Source organism: Tenacibaculum holothuriorum (assembly GCF_002120225.1).
In the GTDB taxonomy this organism is placed as follows: domain Bacteria; phylum Bacteroidota; class Bacteroidia; order Flavobacteriales; family Flavobacteriaceae; genus Polaribacter; species Polaribacter holothuriorum.
Genome location: NZ_LAPZ01000005.1, coordinates 251,107 through 276,958 on the forward strand (window position 1 = coordinate 251,107; position 25,852 = coordinate 276,958).

The following is a 25,852-nucleotide window of genomic DNA, read 5'->3' on the forward strand; positions in this document are numbered from 1 at the left end:
TTAATTTAGGTGTTTTGTGAAATCTATAATTTTCCCTTCTACTGCTGTAGCAGCAGCCATTAAAGGGCTTGCTAAAATTGTTCGAGCTCCTTGTCCTTGTCGTCCTTCAAAATTCCTATTAGAAGTTGATACACAATATTCTCCTTCTGGAATTTTATCTTCATTCATTGCTAAACATGCAGAACAACCTGGTTGCCTTAATTCGAATCCAGCATTTTCGAAAATGTGCTGTAAACCTTCTTCTTCAATTTGTTTTGCTACTTGTTGAGATCCAGGAACTAACCAAGCATTAACATTTGAAGCTTTTTGCTTTCCTTTTACATAATTGGCTGCAATACGAAAATCTTCTATTCGAGAGTTAGTACAACTTCCAATAAACACATAGTTAATTGGTTTGTTAACTAAAGATTCTCCTTTTTTGAAATTCATATAATGCAATGACTTTTCAAAAGAAACATCATTTTGGGTGGGGATATTTTCAGAAATTTTAATTCCCATTCCAGGGTTTGTTCCATAGGTAAGCATTGGTTCAATATCTTCTGCTCTAAAGGAATATTCTTGATCGAACGTTGCGTCTTCATCAGTTCTCAATGTTTTCCAATAAGCTACTTTTTTATCAAACTCCTCTCCTTTTGGTGCAAACTTTCTTCCTTTTACATAATCGAATGTAGTTTGGTCTGGTGCAATCATTCCTCCTCTTGCTCCCATTTCAATACTCATATTACAGACGGTCATACGACCTTCCATAGACATTTCTTCAAATACATCTCCTGCATACTCACAAAAATATCCTGTTCCAGAATTTGTACCTAACTGAGCAATAATGTAAAGAATAACATCTTTAGGAAGCACTCCTTTTTTTAACTTACCGTTTACAGAAACTCTTAATTTTTTAGGTTTTGGTAACAATAAACATTGACTAGCAAAAACTTGAGCTACTTGACTCGTACCAATGCCAAAAGCAATGGTGCCAAAAGCTCCGTGAGTAGAGGTATGGCTATCTCCACAAACCATAGTCATTCCTGGTTGAGTAATTCCTAATTCGGGAGCCATTACATGTACAATTCCGTTGTACTCGTGTCCCAAACCATATAAAGTAATATTGTTCTCTTTACAATTCTTAGTAAGCTGCTCTAATTGATTTCTAGACAACTCGTCTTTTATTGGTAAATGCTGATTTTTAGTTGGTGTATTATGATCGGCAGTTGCTACAATTTGATTTGGTCGGGCAATTGGAATATTACGCTCTCTCAACTCATTAAATGCTTGCGGACTGGTAACTTCATGAATTAAATGTTTGTCGATATATAAAATCTGTGGTCCATTTTCTACGCTATCAACCACATGTGCATCCCATACTTTGTCGAATAATGTTTTTCCCATTATAACATTGCGATTTTAGAAAATTTATTGACTTGTTCCATGATTAAATGTATGTCTTCATCAATCACTTCTTTTTGCTTATCAGCAAACTTTAAAAAGGTTTGATACGCAGAATCTAGTTGAATCTTTGTTAACTCATACCCTATCTTTTTTGCTCTGTATGCCAAAGCTGCTCTTCCACTTCTTGCGGTAAGAATAATTGCACTTTCGGTAACTCCAACTTCTTCTGGATTAATTATTTCATACGTTTCTCGATTTTTAATCACTCCATCTTGATGGATTCCAGAACTATGTGCAAAAGCATTTGCACCTACAATAGCTTTGTTAGGTTGCACTGGCATTCCCATTTTTTCACGAACCATTAAACTTGTATCATATAACAACTTTGTATTGATATCAGTTTGAAGATTTAAATATGGATGCTGCTTTAAAATCATCACCACTTCTTCTAAAGCAGTGTTACCAGCTCTCTCTCCTATTCCGTTAATTGTACATTCTATTTGTCTTGCTCCATTTATAGCACCAGCAATAGAATTCGCAGTAGCTAAACCTAAATCATTATGACAATGGCACGAAATAGTAACATTTCCTATACCTTTTACATGTTCTTTTAGATATTTAATTTTAGCTCCATATTCTTCTGGCAAACAATACCCTGTAGTATCTGGTATATTTAAAACTGTTGCCCCAGCTTGAATTACTTCTTCGCATACTTTAGCTAAAAACTCATTAGATGTTCTTCCTGCATCTTCGGCATAAAACTCAACATCATCTACAAAGTTTTTAGCATGAGAAACTGCTTGTTTTGCTCTTTGAATTACTTCTTCTTGTGTAGTATTAAACTTGTGAAGAATATGAGAATCACTGGTCCCAATTCCTGTATGAATTCTTGGTTTTATAGCACCTTTCAATGCTTCAGCCGCCACTTCAATATCCTTTTTTACTGCTCGTGTTAAACCACAAACTGTTGCGTTTTTTACTAATTTTGAAATTTCACTTACTGAATTAAAATCTCCTGGGCTTGAAACAGGAAATCCAGCTTCGATTATATCTACTCCCAAATTGTCTAACCTTTCTGCAATAATTAGCTTTTGAGAAGTGTCTAATTTACAACCAGGTACTTGTTCTCCATCTCGTAAGGTTGTATCGAAAATTTGTACTTTGTTATCGTTCATTACTATTGTAAACTTGTCTTTATACAATTCAAATGTATATATTGCCCTTCTAGAAAGATTCTTTTTAAAAAGGAGTCTTACGATAGCAAACAAAAAGAACCAAACATATAAAAAACTGAAAAACAAAAAGTTACAATGAACAGTTTTACAAGACCCAATGTACAAAATGATGCTCTTTTTGCATTAATTCAGTCTTTAACAAAATCTGAAAAACGTCAATTTAACTTATACATAAGTAGATTGGGTGGTAACTCTGATGCTAAATTTTTTGCTCTTTTTAAGTTTCTAGAAAAACAAAAAAAATATGACGAAAAAGTCATCTTAAATAGTGGTATTGTAAGCAAGCAACAACTATCAAATTTAAAAGCACATTTATACAAGCAAATACTAACGAGTTTACGAATGAATCCTGCACATAAAAACATTCGTGTGCAAATTCGAGAACAGTTAGATTTTGCTACAGTTCTTTACCAAAAAGGATTATACAAACAAAGTTTAAAAATTTTAGAGAAAGCTAAAACATTAGCCATTGAAAACGAAGAAAAAAATATGGCTTATGAAATTGTAGAACTTGAAAAAGTAATTGAAAGTCAATATATAACTAGGAGTATTAGCACACGCGCCGATGAACTTACGATACAGGCAAAAGAACTTAGTTTGCAAAATGTAATTACTAGTAAACTGTCTAATTTATCGCTACAACTTTATGGAATTTTATTAAAAACCGGATATGCTCGTAACGATTTTGAACTCCAAAAAATAAATAACTATTTTGAAGCTCGTTTACCTGTTTTTGAATACCAAAAGCTAGGTTTTCGTGAACGTCTTTGGCTGTATAAAGCTCATTTATGGAGAAGTTTTTTAACACAAGATTTTTTAAAAGGATATAAGTACGCTTCACAATGGGTATCGCTATTTAGAGAGTATCCAAAAATGATTCAAATCAATCCTGTATTTTATTTAAAAGGGAAAAACTATCTATTAGAAGCTTTATTTTTTATTCGTCATAAAACTGAATTTACCAAAGAGTTAAATTCTTTCGAAGAAGAAATAAATAACCAATTAATTCCGAAGAATAACAATACCGAAATTTTAATGTTTCAATATTTGTATTCCAATAAATTACACAAACATTTTATTGAGGGAACTTTTGCTGATGGAGAATATTTAATTAATGAAATAAATGACTACATAAAACAACATCAATCTCAATTAGACAAGCATCACATAATAACTTTATACTACAAAATAGCTTGTTTATATTTTGGCATGGGTAAAAACAAAGAATGCATACAGTATCTTACAAAAATTATAAAGACTAAAAAGTTTTATGTTGGTGAAGATTTACAATGTTTTGCTCGAATTTTAAACCTTATCGCTCATTACGAATGTGGTTTAGATTATCATTTAGAAAGGCAGTTTAAAGACACTTATAAGTTTTTATTAAAGATGGAAAATCTACAAGAAGTTCAAAAAGTTTTTATTGAATCTATTCGTTCTTTAGGAGATTTATACCCACATCAATTCAAAAAAGAATTTCAAAAAATTCATGCTCGTTTACAGCTGTTTGAAAATCATCCTTACGAAAAACGCGCCTTTTTATATTTAGATATTTTATCGTGGTTAGAAAGTAAAATTTACAACAAACCTGTGGCAACCATTATTCAGGAAAAAGCCAAAAAACTGAAAAAATAATTTGGTTAACATAAAATAAAGTTTACATTTGAAACGTGAACCTAATTGACAGAAATACAACCACTTCTATTGTTGCTACCAAAGCGACTAGTATTTTTATTGGCTTCACTACAATTACAACGGGTACCCTTTAGGGGGTCATTTTTATACATATCATCTTAGGCTATAATTATATTTTCGAAAAATCGAAAACAGATAATTAATTTAAAAAACATCCCGTTTATTACCTTTAATTAAATTAAAATGAAAGTTTTAAAATTTGGCGGATCATCAGTTGCCAATCATCAAAACATAAAAGCTGTTTTACAAATTGTACAACAGATATCAAAACAAGAAAAAGTAGTCGTAATCGTTTCTGCATTCGGAAAAACGACCAATAATCTAATCGAAACGGCTCATACTGCTTTAGAAAATCAATCTAAAATTGATGAAGCAATTTCAAAAATAAAAGAGCATCATTTTGCTGTTATTTCTGAATTGATTCATTCTGAAAGACAAGCTGTTGTAAAAACTCATATTCATAATTTACTCAATCAACTCTCTGCTATTTATCATGGTATTTATCTTTTACAAGAATTATCTGATAAAACTTTAGCAAAAGTTTCAAGTTTTGGAGAACGAATGTCTTCTTACATTATAGCGGCAGCAGCCAGTGAAAAATTAGACGCTGTTCACGCAGATAGTTCTACACTAATTAATGCCAATGGTAATTACATAGATGCTGAAGTTAATTTTGAAAACACTGATACTGCTATTCAAGAGTTTTGCAATAAGAATAACAATCAAATTATAATTGCTGGCGGATTTATTGCTCAAAATAACCAACAAGAAATTACTACCTTAGGTAGAGGTGGATCCGATTATTCAGCAGCAATTTATGCAGCAACATTAAACGCAGAAGAACTACAAATATGGACCGACGTAAGCGGTATGTTTACGGCAAATCCTGCTGTAGTAAAACAAGCTTTTCCGATAGCAGAAATTTCGTATGAAGAAGCTATGGAATTATCTCATTTCGGAGCTAAAGTCTTGTACCCACCAACCATTCAACCTGTTTTAGGAAAAAATATTCCTATAAGAATTAAAAACACTTTTGAACCTGAAAATCCTGGAACTCTAATTAGTAAATCTGCAAAAAATGGAAATCCAATAAAAGGAATATCCTATATCGACAATATCAGTTTACTTACTATTGAAGGCAGTGGCATGATTGGCATTCCTGGATTTTCAAAACGATTGTTTGAAACGCTTTCATTCCATAAAATTAATGTAGTATTAATTACTCAAGCTTCTTCAGAACATTCAATTTGTGTTGGAATTTATTCAAGTGATGCTGATGTAGCAAGTCAAATTTTAAATGAAAATTTTGCCTTAGAAATAACACAGCAAAAAATTTCTTCAATCTATATTGAAAATGAACTTTCCATAATTGCCATCGTTGGAGACCATATGAAAAACCATCAAGGTTTAAGCGGGCAAATGTTTAGTGCTTTAGGTAAAAACAATGTAAATGTTCGTGCTATAGCTCAAGGTGCTTCAGAAAAAAATATTTCAGCAGTAATTAATGCTAACAATGCTAAAAAGGCTTTAAATACTTTACATGAACAATTTTTTGAAGAAAAAATAAAACAACTCAATCTTTTTGTAACTGGTGTAGGTAATGTTGGTGAACGCTTTTTAGCTCAACTTCAGCAACAAAAAGATTATTTACGAGAACATTTAAAATTAAATATTCGTGTTATTGGTATCGCCAATTCTAAGAAAATGTATTTTAACGATGAAGGAATTGATTTAAGCCATTGGAAAGAATCATTACAACAAGGAGAAACTGGTGGCTTAGAAGACTTTTTAAACAAAACTAAATCCTACAATTTTCGTAATTCTGTTTTTGTAGATAACACTGCTAGTGCACACGTTGCTACTATGTACGAAAGCTATTTACAAAATAATATTGCAGTAGTAACTTGTAATAAAATTGCTTGTGCATCAGAATTTGAAAATTATTTAAAACTTAAAAAAGTTTCTAATAAATATAACGCTCCGTTTTTGTTTGAAACCAACGTTGGAGCTGGATTACCGATAATAGATACTTTAAAAAACTTAATCGCCTCAGGTGATAGAGTTCATAAAATACAAGCAGTTTTATCGGGAACTTTAAACTTTGTTTTTAATAATTTTAATGATACAAATACATTTCACGATGTAGTTGCCGATGCGCAAGCGCAAGGATATACAGAACCTGATCCTAAGATTGATTTAAGCGGAATAGACGTAGCTCGAAAAATTTTAATTTTAGCTAGAGAAAGTGGTTATCAATTAGAACTTTCTAACATTAAAAACAACTCTTTTTTACCAGAAGAAAGTTTAAACACTACTAATAATGAAGATTTTTATGCTTCTTTAAAAAAGTATGAAAATCAGTTTCAAGAACTATATAAAAATGCAAAAAACGATAATGCTCGTTTAAAATATGTTGCTGAATTTAAAGATGGTAAAGCACACGTTGGTTTACAACATATTACCCCAGAACATCCTTTTTATAATCTAGATGGTAGCGATAATATTGTGTTGTTTTACACAGATAGATATCCTGTAAATCCACTACAAATTAAAGGAGCTGGTGCTGGTGCAGAAGTTACTGCCTCAGGTATTTTTGCTGATGTAATTCGAATTGCTAATTTTTAAAACATCAATCATGAAATATTTAAAAATATTTGCTCCTGCTACTGTTGCTAACGTTTCTTGCGGATTCGATTCATTAGGATTGGCTATTGATAATTTGGGTGATCAAATGTCCTTCGAAAAATCCGACGAAAAAGGAATTCGAATTAAAAAAATTACTGGAGCTTCTTTACCGACAGACATAAATAAAAATGCTGCTGGTGTCGTTGCCAATGCAATGTTACAACAAGTTTCACCAAACTTTGGAATTGATATTGAAATCCATAAAGGTTATAAACCTGGTAGCGGTTTAGGTAGTAGTGCTGCAAGTGCAGCGGGTGCTGCGTTTGGCGTAAATCAATTATTAGGGAATCCTTTTTCGCTTTTAGAACTTACCCAATTTGCTATGTTAGGTGAAGAAGCGACTTGTGGTTCACCGATTGCCGATAATGTTTCGGCAGCTCTTTATGGTGGCTTTGTACTTGTTCGAAATTACGATCCGTTAGACATTGTAAAAATTCCTGTTCCTATTGAACTTCGTTTGGTTTGTATTCATCCAGAAGTAACTGTAAAAACAAAAGATGCCAGAGATGTTTTACCAAAGGAAATTCCTTTAAAAAATGCTGTAAAACAATGGGCTAATGTTGGAGGACTAATTAGTGGTCTGTATAGCAATGATTATGAATTGATAGGGAATTCTTTAGTAGATATTATTGTTGAACCTGTAAGAAAACATTTAATTCCACATTTTGATTTGGTAAAATCTACGGCTATTAAAGCAGGTGCTCTCGGTGCAGGAATTTCAGGTTCTGGCCCAAGTATTTTTGCTTTATGTAAAGGAGATGCAAATATGAATAAGGTTTATGATGCTGTAAAAAATGCATATAAAACCACTTCAATAAACTTTTCAATAATTACTTCGGAAGTAAATACACAAGGAATAAAAATTTTAGAACAATACTAATATTATGAACTATTTTAGTTTACATAAAACATCACCAAAAGTAAGTTTTCGAGAAGCTGTAATAAACGGGTTAGCTCCAGATAAAGGGCTTTATTTTCCTGAAGAAATCAAACCTTTAGATCAGCATTTTTTTGACAACATTGATACTTTCTCCAATGAAGAAATTGCTTTTAAAGCTATAGAACAATTCGTTGGAGATGAAATTCCAAAAGACATTCTTAAACAGTTAATTGCCGAAACCATTAATTTTGATTTTCCTGTTATTCCTATTGAAAATAATATCGGAACTCTTGAACTTTTTCACGGTCCTACAATGGCTTTTAAAGATGTTGGGGCGCGATTTATGGCGCGATGTCTTGGTTATTTCAACAAAAATAATAATCAAGAAGTTACTGTGTTAGTTGCTACTTCTGGTGACACAGGTGGTGCTGTTGCCAATGGTTTTTTAGATGTACCTGGTGTTAAAGTAGTGATTTTATATCCAAGTAAAAAAGTTAGTGATATTCAAGAAAAACAACTTACTACTTTAGGAAAAAACATTACAGCGCTCGAAGTAAATGGTACTTTTGATGATTGCCAAGACATGGTAAAAACAGCTTTTTTAGATGCTGATATTCAACGAAAATTAACCTCAGCCAACTCTATTAACATTGCTCGGTGGTTACCACAAATGTTTTATTTTTTCTTTGCCTATAAGCAAGTTTATAAAACAAATAAAGATTCTGTTTTTTCTGTTCCTTCTGGAAACTTCGGAAATATTTGTGCAGGAATTATGGCTCAAAAACTAGGTTTACCTATTAAACATTTTATTGCATCTACCAATAGTAATAAAACAGTTCCAAACTATTTAGAGAGTGGTGAGTACAAACCTCAACCGTCTGTAGCGACTATATCAAATGCGATGGATGTTGGAAATCCGAGTAATTTTATTCGAATTCAAGAGTTATTCAACAATAATTTAGAGGAATTGAAAAACGCTTTTTCATCCTATTCTTTTTCTGATGAGCAAACAAAAGAAGCTATGAAAGCTCTATATTCAAACTCAAATTATATTGCAGACCCGCATGGAGCTGTGGGGTATTTAGGACTTAAAGAGTTTAATCTTAATAATAGTTATGGAATCTTTTTAGAAACTGCTCACCCTGTTAAGTTTTTAGATGTTGTTGAAGAAACTTTACAAACATCTTTAACCATACCTGAACAGATTCAGGAAATTATGCACAAAGAAAAAAAGTCGATACTAATTTCAAGTTATCAGGAATTAAAAGATTTCTTGAATAAATAATGCTACATAGCCAAAGAAGTTTAAAAAACTTCTTTGGCTATTTGTTGTATGTTATCACTCTTACCCATAGAATAGTAATGTAATACAGGTATACCAGCTTTTTTTAACTCTTTACTCTGCTGTATACACCAATCTATCCCTACTTGCCTTACTTCTTTATTGTCTTTGCATTTAACCACTTCTTTAATTAAAGCATCTGGTAAATCTACATGAAAGCGATGTGGTATTAAGTTTAATTGTTTTTTGGTCGACAACGGTTTTAAACCAGGAATAATAGGTACTGTAATTCCTTCTTTTCTACATTTATCTACAAATTCAAAATACTTTTGGTTATCAAAAAACATCTGAGTTACAATATAATCTGCTCCATTAGCTATTTTCTTTTTTAAAAAATGAATATCTGAATCTAAACTAGGAGCTTCCATGTGCTTTTCTGGATAGCCTGCAACTCCTATACAAAAATCAGTTTCTGAAGAATTTTGTAATTCTTCATCTAAATAGGCTCCTTCATTTAAGTCTTGTATTTGGGTTACTAATTCACTAGCATACCTATGCCCTTCTTTTTCTGCTTTAAAATAGGTTTCACTTTTAACGGCATCACCTCGCAACGCCACTACGTTATCTATTCCTAAAAAATCTAAATCTATTAAAAAATTCTCGGTATCTTCTTTAGTAAATCCACCACACAAAATATGGGGTACCGCATCTACTTGATATTTGTTTTGTATAGCCGCACAAATACCAACCGTACCAGGTCTTTTTTTAACCACCTGTTTTTTTAACAAACCTCCATTTAGTTCCTTATACACATATTCTTCTCTATGGTATGTTACATCTATAAAAGGAGGGTTAAACTCCATTAAGGGGTCAATATTTTCAAAGATCGATTGAATATTTTGTCCTTTTAATGGTGGTAATATTTCAAAAGAAAAAATTGTTTCTTTTGCTTTCTCTATATGTTCTGTTACTTTCATTATTCTAGTTTTGAGCGCTAAGCACTAGTTGTGTTTAATCTTTTATTATTCCGCAATATTGGGGTGCAACCATTTTCTTGCTTTTTCTAACGATATTCCTTTTCTATTAGAAAAATCTCGTACTTGGTCATCGGTAATCTTACCTAAACCAAAATAGGCAGCTTGTTCATTGGCAAAGTAATACCCCGAAACTGCTGCTGCTGGCCACATTGCTAGGCTTTCTGTTAAGCTCACACCAATACGCTCCTCAACATCCAGCAATTGCCAAATAGTTTCTTTTTCTAAATGATCTGGACAAGCAGGATAACCTGGAGCTGGACGAATACCTTTATAACTTTCTTTTATTAATTCTTCGTTACTCAAATTTTCATTGCTAGCATATCCCCAGTGTTGTGTACGAACCCTATGATGTAAGTACTCCGCAAAAGCTTCTGCAAAGCGATCAGCCAAGGCCTGTACCATTATGGCGTTATAATCGTCTTGCTGTTCTTTATACTTGTTTGCCAGTTCATCAGCTCCAAAAACAGCTGTACAAAAACTACCTATATAATCTGTTTTACCCGTTTCTTTAGGAGCAATAAAATCTGCCAAAGCATAATTAAACTTTCCCTCTCTCTTTTTTAATTGTTGACGAAGTGTTCTAAAAACAGTTATTTCTTTTCCTTTTTTCTGCACAGAAATATCATCATCATTAACAGTATTTGCCTCAAACAATCCAAAAATTGCTTTCGGCTTCAAGGATTGATTGGCAACAATTTCATTCAATATATTTTGAGCATCTTGATACAAATTAGTTGCTTGTTCCCCCACCAACTCGTCTTCTAAAATATTTGGAAACTTACCATGTAAATCCCATGAACGAAAAAACGGAGACCAGTCAAAAAACGGAATCAATTCTTTTAAACTCACTTGTTCTAAAATTTGAACTCCTAATTCTTTTGGTTTATTAATCTCCACCTCATCCCAATTAATAACAAACTTTCGCTTTCGAGCTTCTTCAAGGCTTACATACGATTTTGATTTACCACGCTTTAAGAACTTATCTCTAAACTCTTCGTAATCCTCTTTTAGTTTTGCTACATACTCATTTCGGATATTTTTATTTAGCAAATCACCAACTACCGTAACCGCCCTAGAAGCATCATTAATATGTACCACTGCGTTTTTATATTGCGTGTCTATCTTAACAGCTGTATGAGCTTTAGAAGTCGTTGCACCACCTATTAATAATGGAATATCTAAGTTTTCACGCTCCATCTCCTTAGCTAGATACACCATCTCATCTAAAGACGGGGTAATTAATCCGCTTAAACCTATAGCATCTACTTTTTCTTTTTTAGCTGTTTCTATAATCTTTTCTGGCGGAACCATCACTCCTAAATCGATAATTTCATAGTTGTTACACCCCAACACTACCGATACAATATTCTTGCCTATATCGTGCACATCGCCTTTTACAGTAGCCATTAAAATTCTTCCTAAAGCTTGCTGTTCTTCTCCTTTTTCTGCCTCAATAAACGGATTTAAATACGCTACCGCTTTTTTCATTACACGTGCAGACTTTACTACCTGAGGTAGGAACATTTTTCCACTTCCAAATAAATCACCCACCACATTCATACCTGTCATTAAATGTCCTTCAATAACATGCAAAGGTCTTTCTACACTCTTTCTAGCCTCTTCTGCATCTTCTACTATAAAAGCATCAATTCCTTTAACCAATGAATGGGTTATACGTTCTTGAAGTGATCCTTTTCTCCATTCTAAAGCAGTAACATCGTCTTCTTTTTTCTTTCCTTTAACAGTTTCAGCAAACTCTAATAGGCGCTCCGTTGCATCGTCTCGTCTATCTAGAATTACATCTTCTATATGCTCTAATAAATCTTTAGGTATGTCATCGTACACTTCTAACATAGTAGGATTAACAATACCTATATTCATACCTGCTTGAATAGCATAGTATAAAAACACTGAATGCATTGCTTCTCTTACTGTATTATTTCCTCTGAACGAAAAAGACACATTACTCACTCCTCCGCTTACACTAACATGAGCTAAGTTCTCACGCACCCATCTAGTAGCTTCTATAAAATCAATTGCATTTTTTCTATGCTCTTCCATTCCTGTTGCTACCGGAAATATGTTTAAATCGAATATGATATCTTCTGGCGGAAAGTGGACAATGTCCACTAATAATCTATACGAGCGTTCTGCTATTTCTATTCTTCTCTGATAATTATCTGCTTGACCAACTTCATCAAAAGCCATTATAATAACCGCGGCTCCGTAACGTTTTATTTGCTTAGCCTCCCAAATAAATTTTTCTTCTCCTTCTTTAAGCGAAATAGAATTAACAACACATTTGCCCTGAACAACTTGCAGACCAGCTTCTATAATTTCCCATTTAGAACTATCAATCATTATGGGCACTCGACAAATATCTGGTTCTGCAGCAATTAAGTTTAAGAACTTAACCATAGCTTCTTTTCCATCTATCAAACCATCGTCCATATTAATATCGATAATTTGAGCTCCTCCATCTACCTGATGCCTTGCTATAGCTAAGGCTTCATCATACTTCTCTTCTTTAATTAAACGAAGAAATTTTCGAGAACCTGCCACATTAGTTCGCTCGCCTACATTTATAAAATTACTTTCAGGAGTAATTATTAACGGTTCTAAACCGCTTAATCTCATATATCTTTTACATTCTGTCTCCATATTAAATCACTACTTTTCTAGGTGAGTATTTACTCGCTACCTCTGCAATTGCATTAATATGAGCAGGAGTAGTACCACAACAACCACCAATAATATTGATTAATCCCTTTTTAAGATATTCTTCTATTTGCTGAGCCATTTCTTCTGGAGTTTCATCGTACTCTCCAAAAGCATTTGGTAAACCCGCATTTGGGTGTGCAGAAATAGCAAAATCTGTTTTTGGAGCTACAGCTTCTAGATGAGGTTGTAATAAATTAGCTCCTAAAGCACAATTAAAACCTACAGACAACAACGGCAAATGTGAGATAGAAATTAAAAAAGCTTCAGCAGTTTGACCCGATAAAGTTCTACCAGAAGCATCTGTTATGGTTCCAGAAACCATAATTGGCACTTCAATACTTCTTTCTTCTTTTACTTCTTCTATAGCAAATAAACATGCTTTAGCATTTAATGTATCAAAAACCGTTTCTACCAATAAAATATCTGCTCCTCCATCTAACAAAGCTTCTATTTGTTGTTTATATGCTATTCTTAACTCATCAAAAGTAACAGCACGATACCCCGGATCATTTACATCCGGGGACATACTAGCTGTTCTGTTGGTTGGCCCGATTGAACCAGCAACAAACCTTGGTTTACTAGGGGTTAATTGAGTAAATTCTTCTGCTACTTCTTTTGCTATTTTAGCCGACTCATAATTAAGCTCATATACTAGATCTTCCATCTGATAATCTGCCATAGCTATAGTAGTTCCTGAAAACGTATTGGTTTCTACAATATCTGCACCAGCGGCAAAGTATTTTCTATGTACCTCCTTTACTGCTTCTGGCTGAGTAATTGATAACAAATCATTATTCCCTTGAAGTGGAATTGGAAAACCTTTAAACCGTTCTCCTCTAAAATCTTCTTCAGTAAATTTATACTCCTGAAGCATTGTTCCCATAGCTCCATCGAGCACGAGAATTCTTTTTTGTATTTCTTGATAAATGTTGGACATTTCCTGATTTTATAAATGAAGTTATCAGGAAAAGAGAAGAAAATTCTTTTCGTTATCTCTCCACAATCTTAAAATTGATTGGGTAGAATGTAGCACCTTCTTTGCATATGCAAAGGGTTGCTAAGGTTTCAAAGGGTCTATTCCCTCCACCTTTCTTGATAACTAACAGTTAATTTAATGAACTAAATATGATACAAATTAACAAAGTTTTTTTGTTTGAAACAAACTTTAATAATTAAATAAATCGGATGACAAATACCTATCACCAATATCGCAAATAACAGCAACGATAACTCCTTCATCTATTTTCTCGGCTACTTGTAAAGCTGTATGTACAGCTCCTCCACTACTCATTCCTCCAAAAACACCTTCTTTACTAGCTAATTTCCTTGCCATATTACGAGCTTGATTTTCACTTACTTCTATAATTTGATCTACTTTTGAACGGTCAAAAATTTTAGGTAAATATTCTTGCGACCATTTTCTAATTCCTGGAATTCTTGAGCCATCGGTAGGTTGTGCTCCTATTATTTGAATCGCTTGATTTTGTTCTTTTAAATAGGTTGATACTCCCATTATGGTTCCTGTAGTTCCCATTGCAGAAACAAAATGAGTCACTTCTCCTTCTGTATCTCTCCAAATTTCAGGGCCTGTGGTTTTATAATGTGCCTTCCAATTATCATTATTTTCAAATTGATTTAGCATAAAATATCCTTTTTTATATCTAATCTTTTGAGCTAAATCTCGAGAACCTTCAATTCCTTCTTCCTTTGGTGTTAATAAAACTTCTGCTCCGTAAGCTTTCATTGTTTTAACACGTTCTGCAGTAGCATTTTCTGGCATTACCAAGGTCATATGCAATCCTAAAACTTTGGCAATAAAAGCTAAGGCAATTCCTGTGTTTCCACTTGTGGCTTCAATTAAATGATCTCCTTTCTTGATGTTTCTTCGGTTCAACGCTTCGAAAATCATGTTGTATGCAGCACGATCTTTTACACTTCCTCCAGGATTATTTCCTTCTAATTTTAATAATAATTTTACGTTTTCTTTATTAATAAGATTTGTAGCTTCTACCAAAGGCGTATTTCCTACAAAATCGGTAATTTTTTTAGTCTTCATTTTTTATACTATTTTCTGGTAGAAATATTATTTTCTGATTGATGAATTACGATAGAATTTTCGGGTACTGATTTGGTTACACACACATTAGCTCCAATAATACTGTTAGCTCCAATTACCACATCACCTCCTAAAATGGTTGCATTTGCATATATGGTTACATTACTTTTTATCGTTGGATGTCTCTTAACTTCTGCTAATTCTTTTTTTACTTGGATTCCGCCCAAAGTAACTCCTTGATAAATTTTAACGTGGTCTTTTATTTGCGTGGTTTCTCCTATAACAATTCCTGTAGCATGATCTATAAAAAAAGATTCTCCAATAGCAGCTCCAGGATGAATATCGACTCCAGTTATACTATGTGCATATTCACTCATCATTCTAGCGAGTATATATTTTTTTAGTTTATACAACTCATGACTCAATCGATAAATAGCTATGGCATGAAAACCTGGATATGCTAAATATACCTCGTCTAAGCTTTTACATGCAGGATCTGACTTTTCGAAAGCAGTAGCATCTAAATCAAGTTTATATCTAATGGTTTCGAAATTATTTTGAAATTGACTCCATAGTTGTTCTGCTTGAGATTCTCCTAACACTTCTGAAATGTAACAGAAACTATTTTTGATATCTCTTTTATATTCTAAATCATAAACATCATCAAACAAACTATAAAACAATTGTTTTGTTAAATGTGCTACTTCATCTTTTAATTTTAGTGGATATACTTTCAGTTTTTTTCTTTCAGATGTTTCCATTATGATTCTGGTGCTAATTCTACTTCTAATCCTTCACATTCGGGTGTCATTTGTATTTGACATCCTAATCTGCTATTCTCTTGAACGTCGAATGCTTCTGCTAACATTGCATCTTCATCATCTGTTTTTTCTGGGAGTTCATGATTTGATACCACATAACATTGACAAGAAGCACACATAGCCATTCCTCCACAAATACCAATGGTTCCTTCTGGAGCTAACTCATACGATTTTACAACCTCCATTAAATTCATAGCCATATCTGTGGGAGCTACTACTTCATGGATTATTCCTGCTCTGTCTTTTATTTTAATGTTGATATCTACTTCCATTATTCAATAGCTTTTACCACTGCTTTCGGTGCTTCTTTTTTAGTTCCGTCAAAACCTGTAACTCCTCCTACAGTAGTATATTTCATTACATATTTTTTATCTGGGTAAATACGTTTATAGGCACTTTGGCACATTAAGGTTGCTTCGTGGAATCCACATAAAATTAGCTTGAGTTTTCCCGGATAGGTATTTACGTCACCTATAGCGTAAATTCCTGGAATATTTGTTTGGTAATCTAATGCATTATTTACCTTAATGGCATTTTTTTCGATTTCTAATCCCCAATTTGCAATAGGTCCTAACTTAGGTGCTAACCCGAATAGTGGAATGAAATGATCTGTATCTACAATAAAAGGTTCACTTCCTTTTTGTTCTACAACTACACCTGTAACATGATCTTTACCTAAGATTCCTTTAACTTCTGCTGGTGTAATTAGATTTATTTTTCCTAAGTTTTTAAGCTCTTGTACTTTTTCTACAGAATCTAACGCTCCTCTAAACTCGTTTCTTCTATGAATTAATGTTACCGATTTTGCTACATCTGTTAAAAATATAGACCAATCGAGTGCAGAATCTCCTCCTCCAGCAATTACCACATCTTTATCTCTATATAGCTCTGGTTCTTTAATCATGTACTCCACTCCATGATCTTCAAATTGAGATAAATTTTCTATTTGCGGTTTACGAGGTTCAAAACTTCCTAAGCCTCCAGCAATTGCTACTACTGCTGCTTTGTGTTTTGTTCCTTTATTGGTCGTTACAATGAAAGACCCATCTTCTTGTTTTTCGATAGTGTCTGCTCTTTCACCTAAGGTAAAACCAGGTTCAAATTGTTTAATTTGTTCCATAAGGTTTTTGGTTAAATCACCTGCTAAAATCTCAGGATATGCAGGAATATCGTAAATAGGTTTTTTAGGATAAATTTCTGAACATTGCCCTCCTGGTTGTGCTAAAGCATCAATTAAATGACAACGTAACTTTAACAATCCTGCTTCAAATACTGTAAATAAACCTGTTGGTCCTGCTCCTATAATTAATATATCTGTTTCAATCATTTTTCTTTCTTCTCTAACTAATCGAAATGATTAGTGAATTAATGTTTGGGTTAATTCGTTTAATGTTTCTACTTTTCGTTCAAAATTTCCTTTTATAGATTTTCGATAAGTATTTAAATTCTTTACCAAGTCGTCTATGGATTCTGGAATAACCTCTTCAAAAAATTGTCGTAATCGTTTTGCTGTTGTTGGCGATTTTCCATTGGTAGAAATAGCCACCTTTACATTTCCTTTGGTAACAATTCCTCCCATGTAAAAATCACAATATGATGGACTGTCAGCTACATTTACCAATTTGTTCTGAGCTCTACAATCATGGTACACTTGCATATTTACTTCAGGATTATCGGTAGTGGCAATAATAATGTGTTTTCCTTCTAAATAATCCTTATCATAAATACCATTTAACATGGTAGTATTTCCAGTTTTTGCTATGGCAATGGTTTTTTCTCGGTAAAAAGGAGCTACCATAGTGACCTTAGCATTAGGGCTAGATTTTAATAAAAATCGCAGCTTTTCTTCTGCTACAAATCCTCCTCCTACAATTAACACCTCTAGTTGTGCTACTTTTAAAAAAATAGGATATAAATTATTTCTTTCTTCCATAGTTACACCACTGCTTTTATTTGTATTTCTTCTTGAATTCTTAGTATTTCGCTTCGATGTTTAACCACTTCTCCTAACACAATAATTGCAGGATTACTTAACTTTAATTCATCAACTACTTCTTCAATAGTTTCCACAGTACCAACTCCAATTTTTTCTTGTGGAGTCGTTCCGTTTTGAATAATTGCAACTGGTAAATCGTGCTTATTTTGTTGTTTAAACAAAGTGATGATTTGCGACAGTTTTCCCATGCCCATTAAAATGACCACAGTTGAATTTGACTGTGCTGCTAAGACAATATCATTAGAAAGTTGATGCTCTTTTGTAGTACCCGTAATTACCCAAAAACTTTCAGAATTACCTCTTTTAGTTAATGGAATATTTTGATACGCCGGTACAGCAAATGAAGATGAAATACCTGGAACCACAGCAACTTGCATTCCATGAGATGCTGCATATGTCATTTCTTCTGCTCCACGACCAAAAATAAAAGGATCACCTCCTTTTAATCGAACAATATGATGATGGCTCATCCCACGAGCAACAATTAATTCATTAATTTGCTCTTGTTGATAACGATAACAACCTCTGCGTTTTCCTACAAAAATTAACTCTGCCTTCGGTGAAATAAATTCTAAAATTTCTGGATTTACCAAAGCATCATACAAGACAACATCGGCTTCTTTTAATACTTTAATGGCCTTTAATGTGATTAAATCTTTATCACCGGGACCTGCTCCTACTACTGTTAATTTTGATTGTACATTCATCTTCCATACTTTTAACTTTCTACTGCTATTTTTCTATAGGCATCTGCCTTTTTATAAAATTCTGAAACTTGCTTATAGTATTGTTTTGCAAAAGCTTCAGTAGGTTCATTTTTATTGATTTGATAAATTATTTCTGAAAATGGTGATCCTAAGTCTAACTTACTTTCAGTAATAAAAATCTCATCGAAATTTTTAATAATTCCTGCATGTGTATTGGTTTTTGCTCCTTCGGCTGTTAACAAGGCTTTAGCTGTATTTACAAATGCCGAATACGAATAATAAATACTATCTGACCATTGTTTTTCTTTAATGGTAGTTGCTGCGTTTTCAATTTTCTCTTCGCTTTCAAACAATAACGTTGCTACCAAATCGATAACCACACCAGCACATTCACCAATACCAATAGCTTTTACATATTTTTTATTATGACCCCAATCGATAAAATCGTCTTCATTTAAATTCTTTGTGTCTGACAAATCTTTTAATAAATCGTAAAAATATGTTTTTCCTAAACGATCATAATAGTTCAAAAAATCTTCTTGATTTTGTTGATTTTTCTCAAAATCGTTTAACAATCTGCGTAAGGTTTCTGGCCCTCTTTTACTAGGAACTTTGACTAATTTATCTGCAAAACGACCTTGTCCGTTTCCTAGAACTCCTCCACCTAATAAAATTTGTAATGCTGGTGCAACAAGATTTCCTGATTTAATCGACATTCCCTGAAAACCAATATGTGCCATATTGTGTTGCCCACAAGCATTCATACAGCCACTTATTTTAATGGTTAACTCTTTAACATTTGCATACTGCGGATATTCAGTTTTTAATACTCGTTCTAGCTCAACTGCAATTCCTGTACTGCTTGAAATTCCTAGATTACAAGTATCTGTTCCAGGGCAAGCTGTAATATCAACCAAACTATTATAACCACTTTCGGCAAAACCTAATTTTTCTAGTTCAGTGTAGAAAAACGATAACAATTCTTCTCGTACATGACGGATTAAAATATTTTGACGCAATGTAAATCGTAATTCATTGGCTCCGTATTTTTTGATTAAATCAGCCAATTTTCGAGCTTTGTCTGTATAAAAATCTCCTAGATGAACCTTGATTCCTATTGCGAATAATCCTTCTTGTTTTTGAGCAATCACATTAGTAGATTTCCACAATTCATATTCCTTTTTATTTGGAATTTCAACCTTTGGAATTTCAGAAGATTCAAACTCAATTTCATTCTCAAACTCTGAAGTATTTATCGGATGATTTTGATACGCCAACGCTCTTTTTTCATTTTCAACTAGAGTTAAAAACTCATCTAATCCTAAGTCTTTTACTAGAAATTTTAAACGTGCTTTTGCTCTCTTACTACGTTCTCCATATCTATCGAATACTCGTAATACTCCTTCAATAGTAGGAATTAACAAGTCGGTTTCTAAAAACTCATACATTACATCGGCATGCCTTGGTTGCGAACCTAAACCACCTGCTAATAAAACTTTGAATCCTTTTATAGTTTTACCTTCAACATTTTTTGTTTTAGCGATAAAACCTAAATCGTGCATAAAGCTTAACGCTGAATCTTTATCAGTCGCTGAAAAAGAAATTTTAAACTTCCTTCCCATTTCTTGACATATAGGACTTCTTAAGAAAAACTGAAAAGTTGCATGTGCATACGGAGTTACATCAAATGGTTCGTTTTTATCGATCCCAGCAGTTTCAGAAGCTGTTACATTTCGAACCGCATTTCCGCAGGCTTCACGAAGTGTAATATCATCTTTTTCTAATTGTGCCCATAACTCTGGAGTTCTATCTAAACTTACATGATGAATTTGGATGTCTTGTCGAGTAGTTATATGCAATCTACCACGAGAATATTCATCTGAAACATTGGCTATTCTATGCAACTGTTCGCTAGTAACTTTTCCGTACGGAAGTTTAATACGAATCATTTGTACGCCTAATTGACGTTGACCATAAACTCCGCGCGCTAGACGCAAACTTCTAAAACGTTCTTCGTCTATTTGACCTTCTTTAAAAAGTCTTATTTTTTTCTCTAGTTCTAAAATATCTTTTTCTACAACCGGATTTTCTATTTCGCTTCTAAAACTTTGCATGATTTTTCTTTTTTAGTTGTGTAAAAACGCTTGTTTTTCTAATAGTTGTTGTTCTGTTTCAACTACGTCTTCATCTGGAATACAACAATCAACAGGGCAAACTGCTGCACATTGAGGTTCTTCATGAAAACCTTTACATTCTGTACATTTATCGGGAACAATGAAATAATATTCATCAGAAATTGGTTCTTGCTCTTCATCAGCATTCAACTTTTTACCTTGAAAATTTACAGTTCCTTTTAAATTAGTTCCTTGAGCATACGTCCAATCTTCTGCACCTTCGTAAATAGCTGTATTTGGGCATTCTGGTTCGCATGCACCACAGTTAATGCATTCATCTGTTATAATAATTGCCATGATTCTTTTGTTTTAGTTTATGAATCCAACTCCAGAAGTATTGTTCGTTTTTGGATTGATGAGAATAAAAGCTCCGTTCGACTTATTTTCGGCATACGTGTCTATAAACAAAGGCTTGCTCAGTTTAAGTTGCACCTTTCCTATTTCATTTAATGATAGTTGTGATGGTTGCTCTTCTTCCCCCGAAAAATCGGTATGAATTAAGGCATCTAAACCTGTAATTTTTACTTGAGCATCGTTTACTCCATGCTTTACATAATACTTGTCGGATGTTTTAAGAGGTTCTTTATCCATCCAACAAATAGTAGCATCTAACTGCTTTACAACTTGTGGTTCTTCTCCTTTTTTCACTAACATATCACCACGACTTAGGTTTACATCGTTTTCTAATGTTACAGTAATTGCACTTCCGGGTGTTGCTTCTTGAAAAGATTCTTGAAAAAACTCAATACTTTTTACTTTTGATTGTGTTGCCGATGGAAGCACGGTAACTTCATCACCAACTGCTAAACTACCTCCGTATAACTTTCCTGCATACCCTCGATAATCGTGATGATTTTCGGTTTTAGGTCTGATAACTGTTTGAATTGGAAACCTTGTTTTGAATTCCTCTACTGTCGATTCAATTTCAATATTTTCTAAATATTCTAACAAACTTTTTCCTTGGTACCAAGAAATATTTGTTGACGTATTTACTACGTTATCTCCTTGTAATGCAGAAATTGGAATAAATGTTAATTGCTGATCTTTAAATCCGCTTTTTTCAGCTAAATATTCTATTTCTCCTTTAATTTGGTTGAATTTTTCTTCTGAATAATCTACCAAATCCATCTTATTTACCGCAACTATAACCTCTTTAACTCGTAATAAATTATTGATAAAAAAATGACGATAGGTTTGTTCTACCACTCCATTTCGAGCATCTACTAAAATGATTGAAGCTTGCGAATTAGACGCGCCAGTAACCATATTACGTGTATACTCTATATGCCCAGGAGTATCGGCAATAATAAAACTGGTTTTTGGGGTTGAAAAATATATGTGTGCTACGTCAATCGTTATTCCTTGTTCTCTTTCAGCTACTAATCCGTCGGTTGCTAATGAAAAATCTAGATAATCGAATCCGCGTTGTGCGCTTTTCTCTTCAATTGCTTGTAATTTATCTTCAGTTAATGAATTAGTATCATATAAAATACGTCCTATTAAAGTGCTTTTACCATCATCTACACTACCTGCTGTTGCTATTTTTAATACGTTCATAAGCCTCTCCCCACCCCTCTCCAAAGGAGAGGGATTTTTGCACGGGTTATATTTATAATTTTTGTTCGATGTTTTTTGTGATTCCTTTTTAAGTAATAAGACTAAAAATATCCTTGTTGTTTGCGTTTTTCCATAGCTGCTTCTGATCGTTTATCATCAATTCTAGCGCCTCTTTCTGAAATGGTTGATTCTCTAATTTCATCTACCACTGTATCAATATCTACCGCATTTGATAGTACTGCTGCAGTACAACTCATATCTCCAACGGTTCTAAATCTTACAGTACGTTCTTCAATTTTTTCATCTTCTTCTCGGTACACCACCTCATCATTAGCAGACCAAATAAGCCCGTCTCTTACAAAGGTTTTTCTTTTATGAGCAAAATAGATGGATGGAATTTCGATGTTCTCTTTTTGAATGTAGGACCAAACATCTAATTCTGTCCAGTTTGAAATTGGAAATACACGAACGTTTTGCCCTAAATCAATTCGACCGTTTAACATATCGAATAATTCTGGTCGTTGATTTTTTTCATCCCACTGCCCAAAATCATCACGAACCGAAAAAATTCGTTCTTTAGCTCTTGCTTTTTCTTCGTCTCTTCTAGCACCTCCAATACAAGCGTCAAAACCAAACTCTTCAATAGCATCTAACAAGGTTTCTGTTTGTAACATATTTCTGCTAGCATACTTACCTGATTCTTCTTTTACTTTACCAGCATCGATATTATCTTGTACGCTTCTTACAATTAATTCTACTCCTAATTCTTCAACTAACTTATCTCTAAAAGCAATAGTTTCAGAAAAATTATGACCTGTATCTATATGCATTAACGGAAACGGAATTTTTGAAGGATAGAATGCCTTTTGCGCCAAACGTACCAGTGTTATGCTATCTTTTCCTCCTGAAAATAACAGCACTGGTTTTTCAAATTGAGAAACCACTTCTCTTAAAATAAATATGGCTTCACTTTCTAAGGTTCCTACTCTAATTATATTCGTGTTCATAATTGCATTTTTTAAATATGTAAACCACATTCTCTGTTACTTTCTACTTTTGTAGGATCAAAATATTTGAACTCATTTGGTAAATTATGTTCCTCTAAATACTGATCTAATTGTTCGTCTGACCAATGATAAAACGGACTTACTTTTAACACTCCATCTTTATTTTTAGAAACTATATCTATACTATCTCTAAAAGCAGTTTGTCCTTTACGTAAATTGGTAAACCAAACATCTGGTTGATGAATATTTATGGCTCTTTTAAAAGGTTCTAATTTTACTTGCTCAGTAAAAACGGCATGTTTTGGATCATCAACAGTTGGTAAGCCTAATAATATATTTCTATGAGCTACCGTTTGTTTAGGCACAAACAAATCGATGGTTAAATTTAATTGATCAATTACACTTTCTGCATGCTGATATGTTTGGGGGGTATTATATCCTGTATCACACCAAATCACATTAATTGTTGGTTCTTCTTTAGTCACCACATGTAATATTGCTGCTTCATAAGGTCTAAAGTTTGTAGTAATAACTGGTTTGGTAGCCATTGTTAATGCCCAACGAATAATTTCTTGAGGTGATTTCAGCCTCAACTCTTCATTTATTTTTTCTAAATCCATGTTCTGTACACTTATTTTCTGCCCCATTTTATACTGTTCCATACTCTTTCATGAAAAAAATACAATAGCATTTTTGTTATTAATTCAATAGCTCCTATAGAAAAAGCTGTTTTTACTTGCCCTGTAATTATCCATGAAATTAAGATGGTGTCTATAGTTCCTATTACTCTCCAACTAATAGATTTTACAACGCTTCTAATAGATTTTTCAGAATCTTTATCTGCCTTAAAATTTGTTTTATTTTCTAATACTTGTTCTACAATCATTTTTAAAACTCCATTACCCTATCGGAATACTAGGTTATTTGAACGTGCAAATGTATAACTATCTTTCAATTATGAAAGTTTTTTCTAAAAAATTAACAATTCGGTAATGCTTGTTCTATTTTTAAACTAGATCAGCTAAGGTATTATTACGGAGTACTTGTAAGGTATTATCACGAACTTGAATCATTAAACGATGTACTGAACAAGCATCCTCATCTGGACAATCGTCACACTTTTCGTAAAAATTTAAGCTAACACATGGTAGCATCGCTATAGGTCCTTCGAGAGTTCTAATAACATCAGTCATTTTAATTTCTGAAGGTTCTTTAAGCATATAATAGCCACCACCTTTACCCTTTTTTGCTCCTAAAAACCCTGCTTTTCTTAAGGTAAGTAGTATGCTTTCTAAAAACTTATGCGAAATATTTTCGCTATCGGAAATTGTAGCAATTTGTACTTTTTCTCCTTTAGGCTGTTTTGCTATAAAAGCCAAAGCCTTTAATCCGTATTTAGTTTTCTTTGAAAGCATACTACAAAAATACATTTTTATTCTCCAATCATCAATCCAACGCTTGCTTTAAGTCACTAATTATATCTTCTATATTTTCAAGCCCTACCGAACACCTTACTAATCCGTCAGTTATACCAACTTCTAAACGTTCTTTTTCACTCAATTTACTGTGTGTTGTTGAGGCTGGATGTGTAACAATAGTTCTTGTATCTCCTAAATTTGCTGATAATGAGCACATTTTAATTTTATTTAAAAATGATCTTCCTTGTTCAATTCCACCAATAACTTCAAAAGCTACAATATTTCCACCAAGTTTCATTTGCCTTTTTGCTATTTCATACTGAGGATGTGACTTTAAAAAAGGGTATTTTACTAGTTTTACTTTAGCATGATTTTCTAAAAACTGTGCTAATTTCAATGCATTTTCACAATGTTTTTCTACCCGAATTGCCAAAGTTTCTAAACTCTTGGATAACACCCAAGCGTTAAATGGTGACATTGCTGGACCTGTATTTCTTGAAAACAAGTAAATTTCTCGAACTAAATCTTCTTTACCAACCACTACACCTCCCAAAACACGACCTTGACCATCTATTAATTTTGTTGCTGAATGAATCACTAAATCGGCTCCAAACTTTATAGGGTTTTGTAAATATGGTGTTGCAAAGCAATTATCAATCACCAATAGTAAATTATGCTTTTTTGCAATCTTCCCTAATCGCTCTAAATCTAAAATATCTACTGCTGGATTCGTTGGTGTTTCTGCATATAAAATCTTAGTATTTGGTTGAATTAACTGTTCAATTCTTTCAACTTCATTAATTTTAAAATAACTGGTTTCTATATTCCACTTCGGAAAATATTTAGTGAATAAGCTGTGTGTAGAACCAAAAACTGAACGACAAGCTACTATATGATCTCCTGAATTTAATAAAGCTGCAAAACTAGAAAATACTGCTGCCATACCTGTTGCAAAAGCATAACCAGCTTCTGCTCCTTCCATCTGAACAATTTTATTTACAAACTCTGTTGTATTGGGATTTGAAAATCTGCTATATAAATTCTTACTTTTTTCTTCTGCAAAAGAGGCTCTCATATCTTCAGCATCATCAAAAACAAAACTCGATGTTAAATATAAAGGTGTAGAATGTTCAGAAAATTGTGAACGTTCAGATTGTGTTCGTATTGCTAATGTTTCAAAAGGTGTACTCATTATTTA

Annotated in this window: 23 protein-coding genes and 1 riboswitch; of the genes, 4 read left to right on the forward strand and 19 right to left on the reverse strand. The window is 33.1% G+C overall.

The annotated features are described in order from the left end of the window. Together leuC and WH52_RS08675 are read right to left on the reverse strand one after the other, a co-directional pair. Positions 1-1,383, reverse strand: coding sequence for a 3-isopropylmalate dehydratase large subunit (leuC, locus tag WH52_RS08670; protein ID WP_086030553.1), 1,383 nt, complete (start codon positions 1,381-1,383; stop codon positions 1-3). Beyond that, positions 1,383-2,558 carry a 2-isopropylmalate synthase gene (locus WH52_RS08675; protein WP_086030554.1) on the reverse strand — a complete coding sequence of 392 codons (1,176 nt, stop codon included), beginning with the start codon at positions 2,556-2,558 and terminating at the stop codon, positions 1,383-1,385. Before WH52_RS08675 ends, leuC begins: the two co-directional genes overlap by 1 nt. A 135-nt stretch (positions 2,559-2,693) precedes the next feature. Between WH52_RS08675 and WH52_RS08680 the strand changes: the two genes are divergently transcribed. The 4 genes from WH52_RS08680 to thrC all read left to right on the forward strand — a co-directional run bounded on the left by WH52_RS08680 (position 2,694) and on the right by thrC (position 9,163). Continuing rightward, positions 2,694-4,253: a hypothetical protein gene (locus tag WH52_RS08680; protein ID WP_086030555.1), complete on the forward strand. Its 1,560-nt coding sequence runs from the start codon at positions 2,694-2,696 to the stop codon at positions 4,251-4,253. A 243-nt stretch (positions 4,254-4,496) separates the two neighbouring features. After that, entirely contained in the window at positions 4,497-6,938 is a 2,442-nt protein-coding gene (gene thrA, locus WH52_RS08685; RefSeq protein WP_086030556.1) for a bifunctional aspartate kinase/homoserine dehydrogenase I, read from the forward strand. 10 nt (positions 6,939-6,948) lie between these two features. Continuing rightward, positions 6,949-7,878 (forward strand): homoserine kinase, encoded by a 930-nt coding sequence (locus WH52_RS08690; protein ID WP_086030641.1) that lies wholly within the window; start codon positions 6,949-6,951, stop codon positions 7,876-7,878. A 4-nt stretch (positions 7,879-7,882) separates the two neighbouring features. Next, positions 7,883-9,163: a threonine synthase gene (thrC, locus tag WH52_RS08695; RefSeq protein ID WP_086030557.1), complete on the forward strand. Its 1,281-nt coding sequence runs from the start codon at positions 7,883-7,885 to the stop codon at positions 9,161-9,163. A gap of 20 nt (positions 9,164-9,183) precedes the next feature. Here the strand turns inward: thrC and metF are convergent, their stop codons facing one another. From metF to WH52_RS08780, 17 genes are all read right to left on the reverse strand, one after another. Next, positions 9,184-10,137 (reverse strand): methylenetetrahydrofolate reductase [NAD(P)H], encoded by a 954-nt coding sequence (gene metF / locus WH52_RS08700; RefSeq protein WP_086030558.1) that lies wholly within the window; start codon positions 10,135-10,137, stop codon positions 9,184-9,186. A gap of 45 nt (positions 10,138-10,182) precedes the next feature. Beyond that, positions 10,183-12,858: a methionine synthase gene (metH, locus tag WH52_RS08705; protein WP_086030559.1), complete on the reverse strand. Its 2,676-nt coding sequence runs from the start codon at positions 12,856-12,858 to the stop codon at positions 10,183-10,185. A gap of 1 nt (position 12,859) precedes the next feature. Beyond that, positions 12,860-13,855, reverse strand: a complete 996-nt coding sequence (locus tag WH52_RS08710) for a homocysteine S-methyltransferase family protein (RefSeq protein WP_086030560.1) — start codon at positions 13,853-13,855, stop codon at positions 12,860-12,862. Positions 13,856-13,904: 49 nt separating this feature from the next. Next, positions 13,905-14,020, reverse strand: a riboswitch (SAM riboswitch). Between the two features lie 63 nt (positions 14,021-14,083). Beyond that, on the reverse strand, positions 14,084-14,974 hold the full coding sequence (cysM, locus tag WH52_RS08715) for a cysteine synthase CysM (protein ID WP_086030561.1): 891 nt from the start codon (positions 14,972-14,974) through the stop codon (positions 14,084-14,086). A gap of 8 nt (positions 14,975-14,982) precedes the next feature. Next, positions 14,983-15,735, reverse strand: a complete 753-nt coding sequence (gene epsC / locus WH52_RS08720; protein ID WP_086030562.1) for a serine O-acetyltransferase EpsC — start codon at positions 15,733-15,735, stop codon at positions 14,983-14,985. Then, positions 15,735-16,067 (reverse strand): 2Fe-2S iron-sulfur cluster-binding protein, encoded by a 333-nt coding sequence (locus WH52_RS08725; protein WP_086030563.1) that lies wholly within the window; start codon positions 16,065-16,067, stop codon positions 15,735-15,737. The genes epsC and WH52_RS08725 overlap by 1 nt, the downstream gene beginning before the upstream one ends. After that, positions 16,067-17,122 (reverse strand): NAD(P)/FAD-dependent oxidoreductase, encoded by a 1,056-nt coding sequence (locus WH52_RS08730; RefSeq protein ID WP_086030564.1) that lies wholly within the window; start codon positions 17,120-17,122, stop codon positions 16,067-16,069. Before WH52_RS08730 ends, WH52_RS08725 begins: the two co-directional genes overlap by 1 nt. Before the next feature lie 30 nt (positions 17,123-17,152). Beyond that, a complete protein-coding gene (locus WH52_RS08735) occupies positions 17,153-17,728 on the reverse strand; it encodes a precorrin-2 dehydrogenase/sirohydrochlorin ferrochelatase family protein (RefSeq protein WP_086030565.1) in 576 nt (191 codons plus the stop codon). Between the two features lie 2 nt (positions 17,729-17,730). Further along, positions 17,731-18,498, reverse strand: a complete 768-nt coding sequence (cobA, locus tag WH52_RS08740; RefSeq protein ID WP_086030566.1) for a uroporphyrinogen-III C-methyltransferase — start codon at positions 18,496-18,498, stop codon at positions 17,731-17,733. Positions 18,499-18,509: 11 nt separating this feature from the next. Further along, positions 18,510-20,612: a nitrite/sulfite reductase gene (locus tag WH52_RS08745; RefSeq protein ID WP_086030567.1), complete on the reverse strand. Its 2,103-nt coding sequence runs from the start codon at positions 20,610-20,612 to the stop codon at positions 18,510-18,512. Positions 20,613-20,624: 12 nt separating this feature from the next. Then, on the reverse strand, positions 20,625-20,969 hold the full coding sequence (locus tag WH52_RS08750; RefSeq protein WP_086030568.1) for a 4Fe-4S dicluster domain-containing protein: 345 nt from the start codon (positions 20,967-20,969) through the stop codon (positions 20,625-20,627). Between the two features lie 12 nt (positions 20,970-20,981). Then, complete coding sequence (locus WH52_RS08755; RefSeq protein WP_086030569.1) at positions 20,982-22,229, reverse strand: sulfate adenylyltransferase subunit 1; 1,248 nt, start codon at positions 22,227-22,229, stop codon at positions 20,982-20,984. Between the two features lie 101 nt (positions 22,230-22,330). Continuing rightward, positions 22,331-23,236 carry a sulfate adenylyltransferase subunit CysD gene (gene cysD, locus WH52_RS08760; protein ID WP_198938421.1) on the reverse strand — a complete coding sequence of 302 codons (906 nt, stop codon included), beginning with the start codon at positions 23,234-23,236 and terminating at the stop codon, positions 22,331-22,333. Positions 23,237-23,247: 11 nt separating this feature from the next. Then, on the reverse strand, positions 23,248-23,856 hold the full coding sequence (locus tag WH52_RS08765) for a phosphoadenosine phosphosulfate reductase domain-containing protein (protein ID WP_086030642.1): 609 nt from the start codon (positions 23,854-23,856) through the stop codon (positions 23,248-23,250). Positions 23,857-23,867: 11 nt separating this feature from the next. After that, entirely contained in the window at positions 23,868-24,122 is a 255-nt protein-coding gene (locus tag WH52_RS08770; RefSeq protein ID WP_086030571.1) for a DUF2061 domain-containing protein, read from the reverse strand. Between the two features lie 121 nt (positions 24,123-24,243). Then, positions 24,244-24,651, reverse strand: coding sequence for an RrF2 family transcriptional regulator (locus WH52_RS08775; RefSeq protein WP_086030572.1), 408 nt, complete (start codon positions 24,649-24,651; stop codon positions 24,244-24,246). Positions 24,652-24,682: 31 nt separating this feature from the next. After that, positions 24,683-25,846, reverse strand: a complete 1,164-nt coding sequence (locus WH52_RS08780; protein ID WP_086030573.1) for a trans-sulfuration enzyme family protein — start codon at positions 25,844-25,846, stop codon at positions 24,683-24,685. Positions 25,847-25,852 lie beyond the last annotated feature (6 nt).

Coding starts and splice junctions, on each gene's coding strand:
- leuC (WP_086030553.1), bottom strand. CDS start 1,383: ATGGGAAAAACATTATTCGACAAAGTATGGGATGCACATGTGGTTGAT.
- WH52_RS08675 (WP_086030554.1), bottom strand. CDS start 2,558: ATGAACGATAACAAAGTACAAATTTTCGATACAACCTTACGAGATGGA.
- WH52_RS08680 (WP_086030555.1), top strand. CDS start 2,694: ATGAACAGTTTTACAAGACCCAATGTACAAAATGATGCTCTTTTTGCA.
- thrA (WP_086030556.1), top strand. CDS start 4,497: ATGAAAGTTTTAAAATTTGGCGGATCATCAGTTGCCAATCATCAAAAC.
- WH52_RS08690 (WP_086030641.1), top strand. CDS start 6,949: ATGAAATATTTAAAAATATTTGCTCCTGCTACTGTTGCTAACGTTTCT.
- thrC (WP_086030557.1), top strand. CDS start 7,883: ATGAACTATTTTAGTTTACATAAAACATCACCAAAAGTAAGTTTTCGA.
- metF (WP_086030558.1), bottom strand. CDS start 10,137: ATGAAAGTAACAGAACATATAGAGAAAGCAAAAGAAACAATTTTTTCT.
- metH (WP_086030559.1), bottom strand. CDS start 12,858: ATGGAGACAGAATGTAAAAGATATATGAGATTAAGCGGTTTAGAACCG.
- WH52_RS08710 (WP_086030560.1), bottom strand. CDS start 13,855: ATGTCCAACATTTATCAAGAAATACAAAAAAGAATTCTCGTGCTCGAT.
- cysM (WP_086030561.1), bottom strand. CDS start 14,974: ATGAAGACTAAAAAAATTACCGATTTTGTAGGAAATACGCCTTTGGTA.
- epsC (WP_086030562.1), bottom strand. CDS start 15,735: ATGGAAACATCTGAAAGAAAAAAACTGAAAGTATATCCACTAAAATTA.
- WH52_RS08725 (WP_086030563.1), bottom strand. CDS start 16,067: ATGGAAGTAGATATCAACATTAAAATAAAAGACAGAGCAGGAATAATC.
- WH52_RS08730 (WP_086030564.1), bottom strand. CDS start 17,122: ATGATTGAAACAGATATATTAATTATAGGAGCAGGACCAACAGGTTTA.
- WH52_RS08735 (WP_086030565.1), bottom strand. CDS start 17,728: ATGGAAGAAAGAAATAATTTATATCCTATTTTTTTAAAAGTAGCACAA.
- cobA (WP_086030566.1), bottom strand. CDS start 18,498: ATGAATGTACAATCAAAATTAACAGTAGTAGGAGCAGGTCCCGGTGAT.
- WH52_RS08745 (WP_086030567.1), bottom strand. CDS start 20,612: ATGCAAAGTTTTAGAAGCGAAATAGAAAATCCGGTTGTAGAAAAAGAT.
- WH52_RS08750 (WP_086030568.1), bottom strand. CDS start 20,969: ATGGCAATTATTATAACAGATGAATGCATTAACTGTGGTGCATGCGAA.
- WH52_RS08755 (WP_086030569.1), bottom strand. CDS start 22,229: ATGAACGTATTAAAAATAGCAACAGCAGGTAGTGTAGATGATGGTAAA.
- cysD (WP_198938421.1), bottom strand. CDS start 23,236: ATGAACACGAATATAATTAGAGTAGGAACCTTAGAAAGTGAAGCCATA.
- WH52_RS08765 (WP_086030642.1), bottom strand. CDS start 23,856: ATGGATTTAGAAAAAATAAATGAAGAGTTGAGGCTGAAATCACCTCAA.
- WH52_RS08770 (WP_086030571.1), bottom strand. CDS start 24,122: ATGATTGTAGAACAAGTATTAGAAAATAAAACAAATTTTAAGGCAGAT.
- WH52_RS08775 (WP_086030572.1), bottom strand. CDS start 24,651: ATGCTTTCAAAGAAAACTAAATACGGATTAAAGGCTTTGGCTTTTATA.
- WH52_RS08780 (WP_086030573.1), bottom strand. CDS start 25,846: ATGAGTACACCTTTTGAAACATTAGCAATACGAACACAATCTGAACGT.